This is a genomic window from Microcystis sp. LE19-84.1B (assembly GCF_027531875.1).
In the GTDB taxonomy this organism is placed as follows: domain Bacteria; phylum Cyanobacteriota; class Cyanobacteriia; order Cyanobacteriales; family Microcystaceae; genus Microcystis; species Microcystis panniformis.
Map to the genome: position 1 here is coordinate 1 of NZ_JAPZSR010000084.1, position 18,473 is coordinate 18,473.

Genomic DNA, 18,473 nt, shown 5'->3' on the forward strand with positions numbered 1-18,473 from the left:
TACAGCTACATCAAATGTTCCAAAAAAATATAGAAGAGCTAATGCAAATTAGCCGCTATCGGTTGAAGGATTACATCAAAGGACAAAGAGCTATATCGCTTGCCCTATCTACCTTCTAGCTCGCTTGTCCCCCTCTCAGGACTAACACCTGAAAGGGCAATTCCTCTCTGAGAGGTGCATAACTATAGGATTATAGGCTGACATTCCGCACATCTTCATATACGTTTACATATTTTTACACTCCCCAAGATGTTTTGAGGAAAAACCTTCATTGTAGAAACTACTATAGCGGTTCTCGCATCTGTGCGGCACACTTAAACCTTTGCTGATTAAGCTGTTCAGGATCGGGAATGTACCTCTTGTGAATCAGAAACGCTATTAAGGTTTGATGAGAAATAGCACTAATCTCGAAAACCCTATAAACCAGTATAGCTCCCTAAAGCAAACCCTGCAACCCCATGTAGGGGTGCTACCCAATGCTTTCGGTATCGCACTTTAACCCACAGTTTCAATCAATGTGCATGGTGCGTTCCCAAAAATCGATCGCTGGAGCAGTAGGGGCCACATTAGGGAACGCAGCCTACCAGCTGAATTCACTACGTTTACATGATTATGAGTTATCTAACACACGGTCGGGTGCAAGATTTGTTAGACCTCAAATTCGATTACAGTAGCAATGGAAGCTATAATTTCCAGCATTGTAATTTCAGAAACGCTTCCTAATTTATGAATAAACCTTTGTAAATCCACCCCTCTTAGTTGAAGAGTATCAATTGCAGAAGCTTTATTCAATCCATTGATACTGTTAGGTTCAATTTTAACGTGCCAGAAATTTGCGGAAAAATATGTTTTCCAGTCTGTAATAGGAGCAATAAGCTTGATAGGAAGCTTTCCTACTGAATCGGAACTGATGACGACAGCAGGACGCACTTTTTTGATTTCTGCACCCACAGTAGGATCGAAGTTGACTAACCAAATTTCTCCACGTTTTGGCAGCTCAGGGTTAATAGTCAATGATGTCACCTGCCATTAACTGCTGCCATTCAGAATCTTGTTGATAGTGAGAGAGCATTATATCAGCTTGACTTTTGAGAATATTCCTCCGTTCAGTCATTGGTAACTTCAGAAAAGCAAGACGCTGTTTTAAGGATGGAGATATATCTTCGGTGGTAGAAGAATCAGAACTAACTTCTTCAACCAAAATAACTACCTCAACAGTTTGTCCTACAGTCAGTTCTGGAGATTCAATTTCAATTCTATTTCCCGGTAGGACTTTTGCTGTCGTGTACAAAGTTGATTTAACCATTTTAAGCCTTCTCTTTAAGTATTGTTGTTAATGTAGCTTATTAAGATCGGCGACCGCACTTTAACCCACAGTTTCAATCAATGTGCATGGTGCGTTCCCCAAAATCGATCGGTGGAGTAGTAGGAGCCCCCTTAGGGAACGCACCCTACGGCTACAAGATTGCGATCTGCTACGCAGTGCCTTCGGCATCGCACTACGCAGTGCCTTCGGTATCGCACTACAGCTTATTGGTTTAGCATAACGGATAAGTTCAGCGGCGCGCTTTAGCGCGTCCGCTGGAACGAATTGTTAGAACCCCGTTTGGCGATGTAATGTCAGCATCTTTAGGCTGAATGTTTTCTTCCGCAGCCTCTTCAAACAGTGTGAAGTCGGCAATGCTGAATAATGGCAATGAAGCTTTTTTGGATTTCTCATTGACAAAATCACCCATACGATCCGAGCCATTAGCCATCCTATGCAATATTGTTGTAATAGCCTCCTGGCTACGATCAACACCAATCCATTTTCGCCCAAGCTCTGATGCCACCACTAATGTGGTTCCAGACCCTGCATAGCAATCTAGGACAAGATCACCAGGATTTGATGATGCTTCAATAATTCTAGAAAGAAGTGCAGGATTCTTTTCCGTTGGATAGCCGGTTATATGAATGTTTTGATTATGCGCGTCACGAAAGTCCATCCAAATGTCTTGCACTGGAATTCCAGCGCTATTTTCAAGATAGATTTTTCGGCGCGGGTTTCCCGTTGGCGACCAATAAATCTCTCCACGGGCATCCATCTCATCTAGGGTTGACGGTTTATATTGCCAATGCTTTCCGGGTGGCGGCAGCCTGCCTTTCCACTCCCCACCTGTTTCCCCGTTACGGACACCGGGAGCATGGACGGGTACTTTTTTGTATCTGCGCCCATCGGGATCAAGGCATGGATACTCCTTTACTGATTTAACTTCATCCCATGGTTCAATTGGTCGGTTCCATACATAGTTATCGCTCTTTGTGTAGAAAAGAATGTAGTCGGCTACATTTCCGTATGTCTTTCTCGTGTAGTTCTTAGGATTGCACTTCTTGCGCGTTATGCAATTTCGGAAATTTTTCTCTCCGAAAATTTCATCTAAGACGACGCGAAAATGAAAAATCATTCTTTCATCAAGGTGAAGGTATAGCGAACCATCATCGGCCAACAAACGGTGAATTAAAATTAGGCGTTCGCGTAACGTTTCAACAAAATCAGGTCCAACAAGATGATCGTCATAAGCATGGTTTTGTTTTCTTGACTCAAAGGATGATGCAGTTGCAAATGGAGGATCGATGTAAACAAGTTTCACTTTTCCGCTTACGGCTTCATCCTTCGCTAAAGCCGCAAGTACAGCCAAGTTGTCCGCGTGGTAAAGCCTATTATCGCCGCCTGAATATGCCGAATTTCGCGCGTAGTGTCCTGCGGGAAGCGCAAGAATATCTTCTTGTGCCTTTTTTCCGGGGTACTCTAGGCGAAAACCATTAGTGTCCACAGGCGACACCCTTTCTCCTTTTGTACGATTTCCCATGCCTGGAATTGGAACCGCCATACTTAAGACCTCAACCATTCAGATGTGATGCGATCTGGAACCATGCGCAGCGTGACCACCTTTACTCGGTCTGGCCATTGATCTTCGATGTAAGCGTAATCATTCCACATAGAACCAAGTAAGAGGCCCGGGCCGTCATTCACATAAATTACTTTGATATGTGGCAATCCTTGACTGTCTGCATAGCCAAGAATCTCTTGGGCAACTTCACGATATTGACCCGTGCGATCATCCTCCTGTGCGCCACCGCGATCTGAGTCGTAGCGCGCCAAACCAATAGCAAGCACTTTCTCGCCTTCACTGATAACGAAATCTACTGGACGATCTGGCTTCGGGTAATCATTAAAAACATTTCCTAGCAGTACATCTTTACCCGCTCTTTCAGGGCCCGTAACAACCAACCCGATATGCTGGCTGCGCAGAACATCGAATAACCTTTCAGTTAAGTCATAGCCTTTTTTACCGCGATCCTTGTATTCCCAAAGTACTGCGCATAAAGCTTCGTCGGGCATGGGGCGACTGTCAAATTTTTGTTGGACTTCGACAATATTCCTGAAAGCATCACCAAACTGAGCGCATATTTTATCTGCGTCTGTTTTTCTTTTTAACATTTCAACTGGTGTTTGTGGGCTAACATACTTCTTAAATACACGGCAAAGCTGCGTGCGCATCCACTGATTCCTCGTGTCCATAATAGAGGTGAAAAAGTTAGTGGAAGAATGCGATGTCTTTAGCAATAGCCCAAACTCGACTAGAACTGGCTCATATAATCGGCAAGCGTCCGGAAGAATATCTGGGTAATACTCACCTGTGGCGAGTGTGATCCACGCCTCAGCTTCGGATTTGTAGTCGGAAAATTTTTGTCCTTTTTTCATTGAGCTTGCAGACCCACTATTTAAGAGGTTCTAACTACATATTATACGCCAACTTTATGTATAACACTCTCCAGAGTAACGATATGGGTCAACTTTCGGCATATCAACCCATCTAGGCGCAATCGCCAGAACTTTTCCCTATATCACGCCCAAAAGCGTGTTAGCCAGATTAGCATATTGCCAAAAACCTTGTTTAACTAAATTCCTGACAACATAGGCTCATTCTACCGATGATTATTCGCTCTGGCCGCACCTCTTGATAAAAATTTATCATTATTCGATTCGTTTAATTGTCGGGGGCCTCTCTAAAGATTTTTTACTGGGAAATCCACACCCACCAACAAACTTTTTGCCGCAAACCCTAATTCAACCTTTTGCTCCTGTACTTTTAGCAGCACAGGAGCAAAGCTAAAAATAAAAATTAATAAATGTCCTCATCGGTGATAACTTCCACGGGAATCACTTCTTCTAACACTTTTTCCTGCATTTCTTGGCGACGAATCGGTATTTTGGTTTTTTCCAATTCTGGTAAAGCGACTAATTCCCGTTGTTTTTCCCGGACAGTATTGGGTAACAACATCGGTAAAGGTTCGGGGGTTTCTAACCAGTAGCTGGCCACTGGTAGAGTATGTTCTAAATCTTCCAATAAACGGGGAATAATCATCACCGCGTGCAGTTCACCGATTTTCTCTGCTTCCCGCATTCCCGCATCAATGGCCACGGCCACATTAGCGACGGAACCCCGGATAATGGCCGTACACAAACCATCCCCAATTGTTTCGTAGGAAGCTAACTGCACATCGGCGGATTTTAACATGGCATCCGCTGCCCCCACCATAGCAGGAAAACCACGGGTTTCCAAGAGACCGATCGACATATTGCTCAGTTTGCTAAAACCCCGTTGACTTTGGGCAATTTCGGCTAAACGGCTACCAATTGGGAAAATTACCTCTAAATTGGGCATTGGTCGGGGAATAACCGATTTAGATACCAATTGTCCGAACTGTGCGGCGGTTTTTGCCCCTTCTTCCACTGCTAACCGCACATCGGCAATATTACCACGCACGATCGCCGTACAGTGACCACCGCCAATTTTTTCGTAACCCACGAGGGTAACTTCTGCCGATTTTAGCATCATATCTGCCGTCCCGACGATCGCCGGAAAGCTGAGGGTAGAGACTAAACCCAAGGCGCTATCTTTGGGGTGACGCTTGGTTTTCATCGTCCTTTGACTGGGGTTAGTTGTGGACGAGGGGGGAATGCTTCCATTAACTCTTAATCTAGACATTGAAGATAAACTTGCCCTAACAGGTACGAAGGGGGTGATTGTCAGCTATCCTGTTACTATCTAGTCTATCCTGTTAACCTTAATTGCTATTGAAGATTTTTTAGGGATTAGATAAATTTTAGTTATTGTAGCTTGATCAAGTTGTCTATGACAGAACAGCCTCGCAGTACAGATGATCGAATCAGCGAAACGGAAGCGACCGAATTAATGCGATCGCTGCTTCATAAAGAAGGAAATTGGGTGAATTGGGGGCAAAAATGTCAAAAACTGCAAAAAGCTGGCTACGATTCCCAGTTAATTTTTGAACAAACCGGTTTTCAAAATGCCCAACAAAATTTAATTATTGTCGCTGCCCAAGTTTTTGAGAGTTTAATCAAAGCGGGGGCAGATGAAGATTTGTTAAGTTACTACATCGGGCCGCGCAGTGATGTGCTATACGAATTACGGATTCTCAACCAAGAACAAAGATTGGGGGCAGCGAAATTAGCGGCAGAAAAAAGGATTGAGGTGGCTGAAGCACACGATATCGCCAAAGCTATCCAAGATTTTTCCCGTTTATCCCAGATTCCCAGTGAATTTACTCGTCATCCAGGAGATGCGATCGCTTATCAGTGTTGGAAACGGGGTAAACAAAAGCGAGATTTAGCCGAAAGAGCGAAATTAATCGCTAAAGGTTTGAAATTTGCCCATTCTGACTCGGCCAGACAGGCGATCGAGTCTTTACTACAAGATTTTACCGTTACTCCCACCCGTAGCGCACCGTTGCTGCCCGTCCATCGTTTACAGGATGAGGACGAATTAGCCAGAATTATTCCTTTAGTAGGAAGATTTCCGGTGACGGTAACTGATATAAAATGCACAGAAAGTTTGAGCGTCGAGGAACCTTTTCGACTGGTAACGGTGGGGGATAAACAAACGATTGTGCCTCTCCCCGGTTGGCAAGCAATTCTCAAGGCGATCGATCCTATAGCTATTTTATGGCCTAGTGATCAATTACCTCGATCGATTGCCACCAGATCCGAGGAAGTGTTATTAGTGATCGATCGAGTTTTTGCCGAATGGGACGTGAACAATTATTATCTAGTAGAGAGAGATAATTCCGTTTTTTTACAATGGTTTGATAGTTCCCCCGATGTCACAATACTAGGTGAATTGGTCTTGATTTTAAGAGCCAAAAATATCCTTGATGAAAAAAACATCACCGAACCCTGGCAAATGGACGACTAAAACTGATAACTGATATATGCGTGCAGTAATTTGTGGATATTATGGGAGAGGAAACGGAGGAGATGAGGCATTATTAGTGTCTCTATTGCAGATGTTGCCGTCAGAAATTCAACCTATTGTTTTGTCAAATAATCCTAGAGAAACCAGTCAACGTTATGGAGTGGAAACCTGTCCTAGTCGGGATTGGTGGCGAGTTTTTCAAACTCTTAAAAAAGCCGATATATTTATCTGGGGTGGCGGCAGTTTAATGCAGGATGTCACCAGTTTGGCTAGTCCAATTTATTACGGTGGTTTAATGGCTCTTGCTCAATTATTGGGCTTAAAAACTATTGCTTGGGGCCAGGGAATTGGACCATTAAATAGACCTTTTACCCGTTGGTTAACCAAAAAAGTCTTAAAACAATGTAGTTTAGTTACTGTGCGCGATGATGTATCGGCTCATTTAGTCGCTGATTGGGGTATTAGTCCCATTGTTGCCCCCGATCCAGTATGGGCTTTAGAGGCTCAATCAGTCAAGGGATTATCGGATTTACCTGCCCCAAGAATCGCCGTCAATTTACGTCCCCATCCCCTATTAACCCCAGCAAAATTAGATAAATTAACCCAAGCTTTAATTCATTTGCAAACCAGTACGGGGGCATTTATTCTCTTAGTCCCTTTTCAAAAGTCGCGGGATTTGCCCCTCTGTGAAGCTGTAGCCCGTCAATTAAGGGAAAATTATCAAATCATTAGTTTAGAGGATCCTAGACAGTTAAAAGGCTTATTTCGCGGGGTAGAAATGGTGATCGGAATGCGCTTTCATAGTTTGATTATGGCCGCAGCAGAAGATTGTCGTTGTTTTGCCCTTAGTTATGATCCGAAAGTGTCGCGATTAATTGCCGAAGTACCGATGCCGGGTTGGGAATTAGATCAGTTACCAGAAACAGTTAATGATATTAGTAATGCTTGGATTAATTTTTATGCCAATGGAGAGGGATTAACCAGCGATCGCAAACATTTTTTAATCGATCGAGCTTTAATTCATCGAGAAATTTTGTTTAGATTGGTGAGCTAATTTTTATGTCGAGTGCTATTACTGATGCCAGTGCGATTTCATTCTAAAAAGTCTCAAAATATGCTTAAGTCCATAACCAGAATGTCTCTGTGCTTTGGTCCTGTTAGTAAATCCGGCTTCTCGGTAAAGATTGATGGCTAAATTTCTCGTAATTGCCCACCAATTAGCAAGAAAACCCATTCTTGTTCTTGAACGATCTTCCCCAAAGGTAACATCTCTAACATAATGAACGCAATTTTAGGCGTTGTCAAATTGAAAGATGCTCCGAATCAGCACCGGAGCATTGCATCTTTCCTCTTCTGATCTGATACTAAATCCGGTTATTAAAAACTGATTATTTATGACCCCTTTTGCCTCTTGCATGAGCAGAAAACGGGTTTCTCCGAGAAACCCGTTTTCTGTGGGTTACTCAACGGATTTAGTATGACAACGCCAGATGTCTTGTCTAACAACGCTTTACCAATAAAGCTTAGAGGGAATCCGAACTAGGGAAGCATTCGGAGGTCTGGGCCAGATTGTGTCTCGATGCGGTAGTCTCTACTTGCGTCGCCTAAATTGGTTTAGGCAAGCTCCGTCCCTTTTAGGGCGGGGTTAGTGACATTTTCGTTAAGGGTAGTAAAGGGATCGTTAAATCAATCATAAATTGTTATAGTCCATTTCCTCCAGAGCCTAGCATAGAGGGGAAACATCCTTAATCCCTAGGTAATTGCATGAATGGACTACAACAACAGATTATCACTCTTGATCGGAAAGTCGAGCGTTTACAGGATATTGTCGAAAGCCTCAGCCAGCAAATTGCTATCCTAGCTGGGGATAAATCGAGTCATTCCCTGGGAGAATCCCTGGAAATGGTCGGTTTTTCCGAGTTATCCGATAATAGCCTCTACGATCATAAAGATATTCTCCGGGATCACGGTGGCAAACAAGCGCCAGCTGTCAATGGCGATAATTCTTTTGCCGATGAAATCCAAATTCGCCGATTAACGGCACAATTGACAGCGGCCTACAATCGCATTGCTGCTCTCGAAGAACAATTACTCAACTATCGCATCCATTCCTAGTTAATTTCTGCCCAGAGGATTGGGTAAACTGGGCAAGGTGGGATTAGTCGGCAAATTGGGCAAAGGATTGCTATTTTCCAGGGTGGGATTATTAGCCTCCCCCGATAGAGTCGCTAAAGCCACGCGATCGCCGCCTACCTGTCGCAGTAGGTCTAAAACCCCAACCACTTCGTTATAACTGGCATTTCTGGAGGCATTCAGTACCATCAGTCCATTGGGACTATATTGATGATAATTCTTGATCGCCTCGAACAACTGGGCGCGAGTCACCATTTGTTTTTCGACGTAGAGTTGTCCGAAATCATCGAGACTAACCACCAACATTTCCCGCATCGGGGTGGTGGCGGTACTAGCTTTCGGTAAATCGAGGCTGATAGCCTGTTGGCGAGATAATCCCACTGCACCGAGAATAAAGAAAGTGAGAATACAGAAAATTACATCGATCAAGGGGATGATATTAACCTGCACATCCTCTTGAATGCGGTGTTGATCATGCCATAATTTGAGCGGACGAGCCGTAATATGGCTACTTTTGGGCTTTTTGTGGTTAAGAGATTTAGTTTCGGCCATGGGTTATTAGGGGGAGACTTAGCGATCGAGAGGTTTTTCTAGGTTAGCACTGAGGGTGTATTGTTGGTCTTCTTGGTGTAACCAGCGTTGACGGTAGATAATTTCTAAATCACTGCCAGCCTTGCGAAAAATTCGGGCTTGATTGAACCAAAGTCCCTGAAAAACACGATAGAAAGCGAGGCTAAAAATAGCGACAATTAAGCCTGTAGCGGTGGAAATTAAAGCTTCACTAATACCTAAAGTTACTCCGGCTGTGGAGGAAGTTCCCAGGTCACTTAATTGTATATTGGCCAAAGAGGTAATTAAACCGAGTACCGTCCCTAATAATCCTAACAAGGGAGAAAGGGCAATGACTGCCTCAAGGATTTTATCGCCCCGTTTCATTAGGGATAATTGTTCATCGGCAGCCGATTCGAGGGCAAAGTGAAAAACCTCTGGATCTGGATTTTCTAAGCGCAGGGGAGCATAAAGATAGCTACCAATGGGGTGATTGCGGGAATCTCCGGCGACTTTTGCCGCCAAATCCCAGTTACGGATGGCCGATTCCATAATGCGATTTAAAATCTGGCCCTCACTGAGGAGAGTACGACTCCAAAACCAAATTCGTTCGATAATAGTGCTAAGAGCTAAAATAGACAGAAAAAGCAGTGGCCACATGGCCACTCCGCCTTTTTGGATTAAATCAGTTATACTCACGAGTTGTTTTGTCCCTCCAATACCGGGCGATTCGGGCTTGATTATTTAGTTTAAGATTTAAGTCGATCAATCGACATTTATAGTTCTTATACCATTTTTCAAAAACTGTCGCCTGCTTAGGGTCTGCTGAAAAAGTTTTTCCTGGGGACAGGGTGTGGCCTCCCCAACCCAGGGGGGGTGTAGGGTTTTACCGATTTTGAGGGGGTCAATTACCTAATTTTCAGGGAAAAAGTCCAGGAATTTTCCCCCCGATCACTCCCAGATCTGGTACTTTTTGATTGACAAAAAGTCTAAAAGTCTTACCCAACAAGGTTTTTAGATTTATTCAGCCAAACCTACTTAAGGCGTTTATCATAAAGATGAAGTATAACCGGATAGGGCATCCTCTGCTGTCTCGGAGTCTCGACTAGGAAATTAATTTTGTCCGACTACTTAAGTAGGGAGGCACAATTATTTGTAGGATGGGTTAGCGGTAGCGTAACATAATCGGGCGTTGGGTTTCATGCTTCAACCCAACCTACGTTCATCTTATATTTAATTCCACCCACCTACTTATAGCAGTTATCAGTTTTTTAGTCGTCAGTCGTCGGCTTTTTTTGATCACTGGCCAAAAACCCCACCTTCTGCTGCAAACTAACGTCGTCTCAACAAATTTTTCATCTCTCCCCAGATAGAAAGTTGACCACCTAGACTAGAGGGATGAGTGAAAATTCCTTGACGGGGACTGAATAAAAAGGCCAACATAAATAGGCTAAAAGCGACAAGCACGATCGCCGGTCCAGAGGGTAAATTCCAGTAATAACTGAAATACATCCCACTGATACTAGAAATAATACCCACACCCACACCCACACCCATGACTTGATGGAGACGGGTAACTAAAAGATAAGCAGTGGCCGCGGGGGTAATCAAAAGGGACAAAACGAGGATTACTCCCACCGCTTGCAGACTAGCAACGATTGTCAGACCAATCAGGAGCATTAAGCCTAAATCTAATAAATTTACTGGTAAACCCGCCGCTTGCGCTCCGATTTTGTCGAAAGTGTAGAATAATAGTTCTTTATACAGGAGCAAAACGGTTAATAAAACGATAACGGCAATAATTAGGGTATCGCGGATGTCGGCAGCAGTAACACCGAGAATATTGCCGAAGAGAAAGTGATTAAGGTCAATTTTGTTGTTTTTTTGGATGAGAGTGATCAGGGTGATGCCAAGGGCAAAAAAAGCCGAGAAAACGATACCCATGGCCGCATCTTCTTTGATTGGGGAACGATTACGGATTAAGTTAATCAGTAGGGTGCTGACCATTGAGGCTAGTAAAGCACCCAGGAGAAGATTAAAATTACCAATAAAAGCGATCGCTAATCCGGGGAGGACCGAGTGACTGATGGCATCGCCCAAGAGGGCCAAACGTTGTACCATCAGGTAGGTTCCCACCACCGCACAAATGATCCCGACGATGATAGCTTCAATTAGGGATCTCTGCATGAAACTATACTGTAAGGGTTCGATTAATCCTGTTAATAGATTGTTGCCCATGAATCTGCCTTGGGGTTAAATTTTTCTGATTCTCGATCGAGGTTTTGCTCCTAGGGTCTATCTTCTAAATCGGGGGAGAAGATAGGTTAGGATTAGGATTAATTGTAAGTTTTTTCGCTCCTAACTGCCGCCATGGATACCCCCGTTCTTTCCTCAACTTTTTTTCTGACTCTCCTGCTCATGGTGGGATTATTCTTTTTTATTCGCGGTTCCGTCAAGGAGCGTATCGAACAGCGTGTCTATCTTACCAGTACCAGTGACGACCAACTATTAGAACAACTGCGAGATTATTTTGACCGACGTTCCTATCAAGTCAAGGCGATCGAACCCGAACAGAATATTGTCAGATTACAGGGTTTTGTGCCTCCTAGCCCCTTTCTAGCGATATTTTTGACAATTTTAGCGGCCTTGGGTTTATTTTGCTTTTCACTGGTGTTATCGGTGTTATTTCCCGATACTAATCCCTATATTTTTGCTCTTGTGGGTTTATCTCCCCTCGCGGGTGTTTTCTATTGGCAAAAAGTCGGCCGTTTAGAGGAAGTGGCTTTTAAAGTAGAAAGCAAATCTCAGCAAACGGAATTAACTGTCAAAGCCCATCGAGACGAGTTAAGACAACTACAAGATAGTTTAACCTTTCTAGAAAGACAATAAGCTTTTTATGTCCTATGAACGCCTAATTTATCTGGCCGATACCGATGCGGCCGGTGTGGTTTACTTTGCCCATCTTCTCTCGATCTGTCATGAAGCCTACGAGTTTTCTTTAGCACAATTTGGCATCAATATCAAGGATTTTTTGAAAGATTCTCCGGTTGCCCTACCGATTACTCAAGCGGAAATACAGTTTTTTCGGCCTCTTTTTTGTGGCGATCAAATACAGATTGATTTCACTGTCCGATCCCTAAGCGAAAACGAGTTTGAATTGCATTATAAAATTTATTTGGCTGAAATCATGGTCGCAAAAGCGAAAACTCGCCATGTGTGCATCGCTCCCACCAATAGACAAAGAATCCCTTTCCCGGAATCTTTAAAAAATTGGTTAAGATATTTATCAACCCCAGAGGATACTGGTATTTAAGAGATGATTTGGGCAGATTTAACGATAATTTTAACTAGGGATTGGTGGCACAATGCTTGGCAATTATTTAACCTCAGTACCGGGAGAATTATCTGGAATTCTTTTCTGGCTTTTATCCCCTTTATCCTCAGCTTTTGGCTATTTCGGATCACCCTCGATCGTTCCCTACTCTGGTGGTTAATTCTCTTAGTTTTTGTGCTTTTTTTACCCAATGCTCCCTATATTCTCACCGATAGCATTCATTTAATCTCTTATGTTCAGCAGGATTACGCCAAAAGTTTAATTTTTTTAGTTTTAATTCCCCAGTATAGTATCTTTATTTTCCTTGGCTTTCAGCTATACGTTCTCTCCTTACTTAATTTAAAAAGTTATTGTCAGCAAAGTCAGCTAAATTCAGCAGTTTTACCCCTAGAAATAACTCTCCATTTTTTAAGTGCGATCGGTATCTATCTGGGGCGTTTTCTCCGACTGAATAGTTGGTATCTAATCACTCAACCGCAGCAACTATTCTGGAGTTTGCAGAATTTACTGACTCAAAAACCTTTGATATTCATCTCTATCTGTTCTTTAATTATTTGGCTACTATACGAAATCAATAAAAGACTTTACAATCGACTTTCTGGCTACAATTAACGCCTATCGGGAATTTCCAACCTCTCCTAGTCTCTTTCCGATTAATTAAAAGATAGTAGAAAAACAGAGATCAATTGGCCGCACCGATATTATGATCAAGATCAATATTTTTTCTCTCTCATCCCCATGACAAGCACTGATCAATCTCAACCCCTCCCTAGGGATGACTATTTTCACTACCAAAATTGTTGGTATCCTGTGTTATTCGTGCAGGATTGGCAAAAAAATCCCTACTCTTTCTCTCTTTATGGGCAACCATTGCTAATATTTCGCGATCAGCAGGGAAAATGGGGCTGTTTGCTCGATCGCTGTCCCCATCGCTTGGCTAAACTCTCCACAGGACAGATGATCGCTGGGCGTTTAGAATGTTTGTACCATGGTTGGCAGTTCGAGACGGATGGAAAATGTTCCCATATTCCCCAACTGCCAGTCAATACCCCGATTCCCCGCAATGCCAAGGTTAAATCCTATGGGGTGGTGGAACGTCAGGGAGTCCTCTGGGTTTGGTTAGGAGAAGAGGAAACAGCGAAAGAAAGCGATATTCCTATCATCAAAGACCTAGAAGACCCCAATTGTGTCCATACCGATTATGTCATCGATTTTCCCTACGAACAGGGCTATTTACTCGAAAATCTCCTCGATCCCGCCCATGTTAATATTAGCCATGATCGCAGCGAATTCGGGGCAAAACGGGAAAATGCTCAACCGTTAGCCTTCCAAATCCTCGAAATCTCGGCGCGGGGAATTCGCAGTCAGTGGCGCAATAGCCGCAATCCGCAGGAAAGCTGGAAATATCTGGATTTTATAGCCCCTAATCTCGTTCATTATCGTTTTTCTCTGCCTAATCCCGATTGGTGTGCTGGATTGGCTTTATACGGGATTTCTCTGGGTCAAGGTCGTTCTCGCTTACTGGTGCGACGTTACCAAAATTTTGCCGTTAACTCCCGTCAATACCGTTGGCGCTGGTTGGAACATCTGCGTCAAAGTCGCATCCTCGAAGATGATCTACCTTTAATTCAAAGTCAGCAGCAAATGGTGGAAAAGTCAAGAGATAGTTTACAAAAATTATACTTACCCTTAAAAAGTTCCGATGCCTTGGTGATTGAGTTACGTCAATGGTTCGATCGCTATGGGGACTCTTTCCCCTACTATCAAGGCTACACCAGCCAGCGGACAACGGCGATCGATTTATCCGATCCTTTACCCCTCGATCGCTATTCTCGTCACACTGTCCACTGTCGCACCTGTAGCGATGCCCATGAAAACATGGTAAAAACTAAACAGATCACAATTTTAATGGGGATATTATTAGCTTTACTGGCAATTTTATCCCCAAATCAGTCTATCTATCAAATTACTGCCCTTATTTTCGCAATTTTGGCTTTGGCAATAGCGATCGCTGCCAATTACACCCGCAGAAAATTTGAACGCACCTATGAGAAAAAAGCCCATACCAAACTACAGTAATAAGTAGGGCTTGCTGAAAAAGTTTATTGGTGGGGTTAGGAGTCAGGAGAGTTAGGGATAAGATTTCTACTACAAAAATCTGCCTAAATCGAATTCGGTTGTGGCAGTAATTTCTCGAAAACGTTCTTGACTGATAATTAACAATAATCTTTCAGTATAATCCACCGCACCGCGCAATTCTCGTTCTAATCTTGCTAAACCAGCGTTGGCATATTCCTCGAAAATTGTCACTCGCAAAGCTTCCGAATCTACCCCGTGGGGAGAAAGAATTTTCGTGTCTTGGAATTCATTGACTGCCAATAATTTGATTAGGGTATCATAGCCACGAGAAATAAAAATTTCCAGGTTAATAGGTGAGGGTTCCTTCGCTACATTTTCTATCGCCACCCTCTCCTGATATTTTACCCCTAAAGCCGCCGCAAAAGCGATGACATCAGCATAGGTTTGAAAGGGTCCAATTCCCTGATTAAAATTAACTAAGGACTGGACAAATTCCCCTTTATCTCTAGCAATACGCACTCGATGAATGGACATATTTACCAAGTAAAAAGTAAAAAAGGTTAAAAAATTCAGGAGATAGAAGTTATCAGTATCTATGAACTATTTTATCTATCCCCTATCCGCCAATAACTGATAACTGCTTTAAGGATAAGTTTTAATTAGTCCTTTAGCTTGGTAAACATGAAATTGTTCGATGGCGACACCACCGCGCTTGATCGGAATGACAGCTACTTTAATTATATCTTGGAAATAGGGACGGTAGCGATCGATTATTTCTGGTCTTTCTAGAGAACTATTTGTAGTAATTAATAAACCATTTTTACCAATCCATTCTTGAGGATTAAACCAAATTTGATAACCCCTTTGATCGTTGTTAAAACAGGTGACGGGAATAGGAACTAGGGGATAAAGAGCCATATCTAGCCATGCTGTCACATAAAAACTATTGGTAAAAACGAAGCTAGAATCTTTTAAGAGTTCTAATAATTCGGGCGAATTAGCAAAGCCTTGGCGCAGTTGATTGATATCGACAATTTCCCGAGAAGGGTCTTGTTCTGGGGCAATAATTCCCCCAAAAATTGCGTATTGACTAGGTTTTTGGAAAGTGCCAAAAGTAACATGAAGCATTGCTATAGATAAAACAGTAACGATAAAAATTCCCGATCCCCATAACCATCTTTTTACCCAGATTCGAGAAGATTGCTGCCAAGTATTGGCCTTTTCTCCTAATAAAATTGTGCAGGACCAGAACCCGGGTAAAATCCAACTAGGAGCGAGATAATGGGAAGCACCTACATAAAGCATTCCCAGGATTAAGGGCAGAGAAACCGAGAGAATTAACCATTTTTTTAGTGATTCTTCTTCTCGATGAAAAAATCTTTTTTTCGAGATAAAGTTAGGAATTTGTTCGGCAAAGCTTTTAAATGTCACCCACCACATCGGCAGACCGAAAGGAGGAAACATCGTGGCGATACTAATGCCAACAACCGAGAGAATACCGAGAATATTAAAGGCTTTGGGTTCTCCAGAAAAACGGTCTTCTAAATGAAAGCGAAAGGAAATCCAATCATGGTTAATATTCCAGTAGATAATTGGCAATAAAGTTATCAAAAAGAGAATAAATCCTAATCCCAACCAGGGCGATCTAAATACAGGCCAATAGCGGGGAGTGGTCAGACAAAATAAAACTAAACCAAAGCCCAAAATAAAGCCATGATATTTACTTAAAACCGCCAATCCTACGGCAAGTCCAATATAAGCGAGACGATAGCTAGGATGATAGTTTTTTTCCCGAATTGGCCAGAATTCTTGGGCAGCTAAATAGACTGTTAATGACCAAAAAAAGATTAAAGGACTATCTGGCTGCGAGAGAATCCCGAAGACAATCCCATAGATGGGGATCAGGGTTGCGATCGCTAAAGTCATTCTGGCGACCGGCAGACTGAACAATTTTAAAGCCGTCAGATAGAGCAAGCAGAGGCTGCCAGTATAGAGGAGGAGAGTCCCGAAGCGAATGGTAAATTGATTGACTAATCCCGTGATCCAAGTCCCAAAACCCGTGGAAATCGCTACTATTGGCGGATGATCGAAATAACTCCAATCTAGATTATGGCTGTAAACATAATAATAGGCTTCATCGTACCCCGGATAAAGCCCCAGGGCGATGATTGTTCTAAACAGGAGTCCACCGATGAGCAGATAAACGGCAATGCGATCGCTAATTATTTTGGTCAAAATTCTTACCTCATTTCATCGCTAAAACTGATGTTAGAGACGGGAGATTTTTGGGGTTGCCAGATTCGAGATTTGTGCATCTATGGCAAGGTTAGATTTAAGTGTGATCTTTAGTTACTATATCACCAACTCTGTCATCTCTTAGCCCTTGGCTATCAGCAAACTCTCCCCAGGCGTTGCTGATTTGCGATCTGAAAGAGGATTAAGAGAACGGGGAACGGTAAAATAATGTTAAGTAAGTGTTTGTAATTAGGGTTTGCTGAATAAATCTAAAAACTCTGTTGGATAATACCATTTTTCATAAGTAATGGCAGAGATGGTTAATCGCCCTCACCCCCCCTGCCCCCCCGACATCGGGTTGGTGGCGCAAATAAGGCTATGATAAACTAGAATACAAGAGCTATTCTAAATCAATAAGAATATGCACATCATCAGCCGTACAAAACTGCGGCAATTTTCTGGAAAACACGCCGATGCTGTTAATGCCATTAATACTTGGTATAAAATTGCTAGTAAAGCAGAGTGGAAAAACCTGGCTGAAGTTCAAGCTGTGTATTCTCAAGCGGAAGCCGTTGGTAATTTCACGGTCTTTAATATCAAAGGTAATCCCTATCGTCTAATTGTAGATATCGTTTACAAAGACCAAGTAATTTATATCAAGTACATTTTGACTCACGCGGAGTATGACAAAGATGAGTGGAAAAATGACCCTTACTTTAAACCGTGATACCTACGGAAGGTTACTAGCCGAGTATCTACCAAAAGTGATAGAAAACGATGCAGAAAACGAACAGGCTATTAACCTAGCTGAGGCCTTATCTCATCAAGAAAATCGCAGTCTAGAAGAAACCACCTTGTTAAATTTACTCTTGACTTTAATCGAAAAGTACGAACAAGATCATTATCCCCTTGAAGAATCAGAACCCCATTCAATACTCTGGGAACTCATGGAAGCTAACAACTTACAAGAAAAAGATTTATCAGATATACTAGGTTCAAAAATAATAGTTTCTGATATTCTTATCGGTCAACAAATAATCACAGAAAAACAAGCTGTAAAGTTAGGACAGTTTTTTCACGTTGACTCAAGTTTATTTTTATCTACTCAGTAAATTTGGCCTATATTAGGTGATGGTTGGTTATAATATAAATATCTATATCTACACTGGAAGAAAATTAAACAAATGGCTAATCTTGAAGAAACCGTCTTAACAACTTTTCTTCAGCTTCCTCAAGAAAAAAAGCTTCTGCTGTAGCTGATGAAGTGAACTACTCTCAATTCCGTTGAGAGTAGTTCAAGAGTAACTTTTGAACGTCTCCAAGAAGCTGGCTTTTGGGTTGCACCCGGCCTACAGATTTTTCTGCTAAAATTATCTACACAACGGTACACAAGCGGGAAAAGCAATAGTCTATGCTAGAAAAAATCGGAATGGGAGAATTCCGGGATCATCTCGCCAAATATTTGAGTTCTACTACTCCCATCGCCGTCACTTGCCAGGGTCAGACGGTGGGTTATTTCTTACCAGCACGACCGGAGCCATCGGAAGCGGAGATCGACGGGTTAAAACGCGCCGCCGAGAGGTTGGATGCGCTTTTACGCGAACAGGGACTTTCTGAAGATGCGCTCGTTCGCGAATTCCGTCAACTCCGGGAAGGCGAGCGTTAGGCTTTCTGCTATGACGAAAAGAATCGTTCTGGATGCCAATATTCTCATCCGTGCCGTGTTGGGGAAAAAAGTACGGGAGTTGACATCCTCGCCGCCCTAAAAGTGCGGCGATTCCTAAACCTCACGATTTAAGTTTCTGCTTCCACCACCGTCGCATACCACAGTTAAAAAACCATGTACTGTCTTACACAGAGTCCACAGACTTTCGCCCCATTTC

General features: G+C 42.7%; 20 protein-coding genes. 10 read left to right on the forward strand and 10 right to left on the reverse strand.

Annotated features, from left to right (window positions below):
• Positions 1–648: 648 nt before the first annotated feature.
• The 5 genes from O9324_RS04935 to ccmO all read right to left on the reverse strand — a co-directional run bounded on the left by O9324_RS04935 (position 649) and on the right by ccmO (position 4,967).
• Complete coding sequence (locus O9324_RS04935) at positions 649–1,023, reverse strand: type II toxin-antitoxin system PemK/MazF family toxin (protein ID WP_288139604.1); 375 nt, start codon at positions 1,021–1,023, stop codon at positions 649–651.
• Complete coding sequence (locus O9324_RS04940; RefSeq protein ID WP_288139605.1) at positions 1,004–1,306, reverse strand: hypothetical protein; 303 nt, start codon at positions 1,304–1,306, stop codon at positions 1,004–1,006. The genes O9324_RS04935 and O9324_RS04940 overlap by 20 nt, the downstream gene beginning before the upstream one ends.
• A gap of 250 nt (positions 1,307–1,556) precedes the next feature.
• Entirely contained in the window at positions 1,557–2,870 is a 1,314-nt protein-coding gene (locus O9324_RS04945; protein ID WP_288139606.1) for a site-specific DNA-methyltransferase, read from the reverse strand.
• Between the two features lie 2 nt (positions 2,871–2,872).
• The gene (locus O9324_RS04950) at positions 2,873–3,745 is read right to left on the reverse strand and encodes a bstEII (protein ID WP_288139607.1); all 873 of its coding nucleotides are present in this window, start codon (positions 3,743–3,745) and stop codon (positions 2,873–2,875) included.
• 421 nt (positions 3,746–4,166) lie between these two features.
• Positions 4,167–4,967 (reverse strand): beta-carboxysome assembly protein CcmO, encoded by an 801-nt coding sequence (gene ccmO / locus O9324_RS04955; RefSeq protein ID WP_036402228.1) that lies wholly within the window; start codon positions 4,965–4,967, stop codon positions 4,167–4,169.
• A gap of 213 nt (positions 4,968–5,180) precedes the next feature.
• Here ccmO and raf1 point away from each other — a divergent pair, with 213 nt between their 5' ends.
• The 3 genes from raf1 (at position 5,181) to O9324_RS04970 (ending at position 8,375) form a co-directional block, all read left to right on the forward strand.
• Positions 5,181–6,260: a RuBisCO accumulation factor 1 gene (gene raf1, locus O9324_RS04960; RefSeq protein WP_002771116.1), complete on the forward strand. Its 1,080-nt coding sequence runs from the start codon at positions 5,181–5,183 to the stop codon at positions 6,258–6,260.
• A gap of 16 nt (positions 6,261–6,276) precedes the next feature.
• Entirely contained in the window at positions 6,277–7,314 is a 1,038-nt protein-coding gene (csaB, locus tag O9324_RS04965; RefSeq protein WP_288139608.1) for a polysaccharide pyruvyl transferase CsaB, read from the forward strand.
• A 710-nt stretch (positions 7,315–8,024) separates the two neighbouring features.
• Entirely contained in the window at positions 8,025–8,375 is a 351-nt protein-coding gene (locus O9324_RS04970; RefSeq protein WP_002771113.1) for a hypothetical protein, read from the forward strand.
• On the opposite strand, the gene O9324_RS04975 is transcribed toward O9324_RS04970, so the two are convergent.
• The 3 genes from O9324_RS04975 to O9324_RS04985 form a co-directional block, all read right to left on the reverse strand.
• Complete coding sequence (locus O9324_RS04975) at positions 8,376–8,945, reverse strand: ExbD/TolR family protein (RefSeq protein ID WP_002771111.1); 570 nt, start codon at positions 8,943–8,945, stop codon at positions 8,376–8,378.
• Between the two features lie 18 nt (positions 8,946–8,963).
• Positions 8,964–9,602: a MotA/TolQ/ExbB proton channel family protein gene (locus tag O9324_RS04980; RefSeq protein ID WP_002771110.1), complete on the reverse strand. Its 639-nt coding sequence runs from the start codon at positions 9,600–9,602 to the stop codon at positions 8,964–8,966.
• A 672-nt stretch (positions 9,603–10,274) separates the two neighbouring features.
• Positions 10,275–11,180: a metal ABC transporter permease gene (locus O9324_RS04985; protein WP_002787905.1), complete on the reverse strand. Its 906-nt coding sequence runs from the start codon at positions 11,178–11,180 to the stop codon at positions 10,275–10,277.
• A 132-nt stretch (positions 11,181–11,312) separates the two neighbouring features.
• On the opposite strand from O9324_RS04985, the gene O9324_RS04990 reads away from it, so the two are divergent.
• From O9324_RS04990 to O9324_RS05005, 4 genes are all read left to right on the forward strand, one after another.
• A complete protein-coding gene (locus O9324_RS04990) occupies positions 11,313–11,831 on the forward strand; it encodes a cofactor assembly of complex C subunit B (RefSeq protein WP_002734244.1) in 519 nt (172 codons plus the stop codon).
• Between the two features lie 7 nt (positions 11,832–11,838).
• Positions 11,839–12,255 carry an acyl-CoA thioesterase gene (locus tag O9324_RS04995; RefSeq protein ID WP_288139609.1) on the forward strand — a complete coding sequence of 139 codons (417 nt, stop codon included), beginning with the start codon at positions 11,839–11,841 and terminating at the stop codon, positions 12,253–12,255.
• Between the two features lie 3 nt (positions 12,256–12,258).
• Complete coding sequence (locus O9324_RS05000; RefSeq protein WP_288139610.1) at positions 12,259–12,888, forward strand: DUF1361 domain-containing protein; 630 nt, start codon at positions 12,259–12,261, stop codon at positions 12,886–12,888.
• A 126-nt stretch (positions 12,889–13,014) separates the two neighbouring features.
• The gene (locus tag O9324_RS05005) at positions 13,015–14,355 is read left to right on the forward strand and encodes an aromatic ring-hydroxylating dioxygenase subunit alpha (protein WP_288139611.1); all 1,341 of its coding nucleotides are present in this window, start codon (positions 13,015–13,017) and stop codon (positions 14,353–14,355) included.
• A 69-nt stretch (positions 14,356–14,424) separates the two neighbouring features.
• On the opposite strand, the gene O9324_RS05010 is transcribed toward O9324_RS05005, so the two are convergent.
• Positions 14,425–14,889, reverse strand: coding sequence for a DNA phosphorothioation-associated protein 4 (locus O9324_RS05010; protein ID WP_002760679.1), 465 nt, complete (start codon positions 14,887–14,889; stop codon positions 14,425–14,427).
• 108 nt (positions 14,890–14,997) lie between these two features.
• Positions 14,998–16,590, reverse strand: a complete 1,593-nt coding sequence (locus O9324_RS05015; protein ID WP_288139612.1) for an ArnT family glycosyltransferase — start codon at positions 16,588–16,590, stop codon at positions 14,998–15,000.
• Between the two features lie 421 nt (positions 16,591–17,011).
• Here O9324_RS05015 and O9324_RS05020 point away from each other — a divergent pair, with 421 nt between their 5' ends.
• The 3 genes from O9324_RS05020 (at position 17,012) to O9324_RS05030 (ending at position 18,256) form a co-directional block, all read left to right on the forward strand.
• Positions 17,012–17,317, forward strand: a complete 306-nt coding sequence (locus O9324_RS05020) for a type II toxin-antitoxin system HigB family toxin (RefSeq protein ID WP_002787896.1) — start codon at positions 17,012–17,014, stop codon at positions 17,315–17,317.
• Positions 17,283–17,702 carry a helix-turn-helix domain-containing protein gene (locus O9324_RS05025; RefSeq protein ID WP_043995808.1) on the forward strand — a complete coding sequence of 140 codons (420 nt, stop codon included), beginning with the start codon at positions 17,283–17,285 and terminating at the stop codon, positions 17,700–17,702. The genes O9324_RS05020 and O9324_RS05025 overlap by 35 nt, the downstream gene beginning before the upstream one ends.
• 299 nt (positions 17,703–18,001) lie before the next feature.
• Complete coding sequence (locus tag O9324_RS05030; protein ID WP_002782656.1) at positions 18,002–18,256, forward strand: hypothetical protein; 255 nt, start codon at positions 18,002–18,004, stop codon at positions 18,254–18,256.
• Positions 18,257–18,473: the final 217 nt, after the last annotated feature.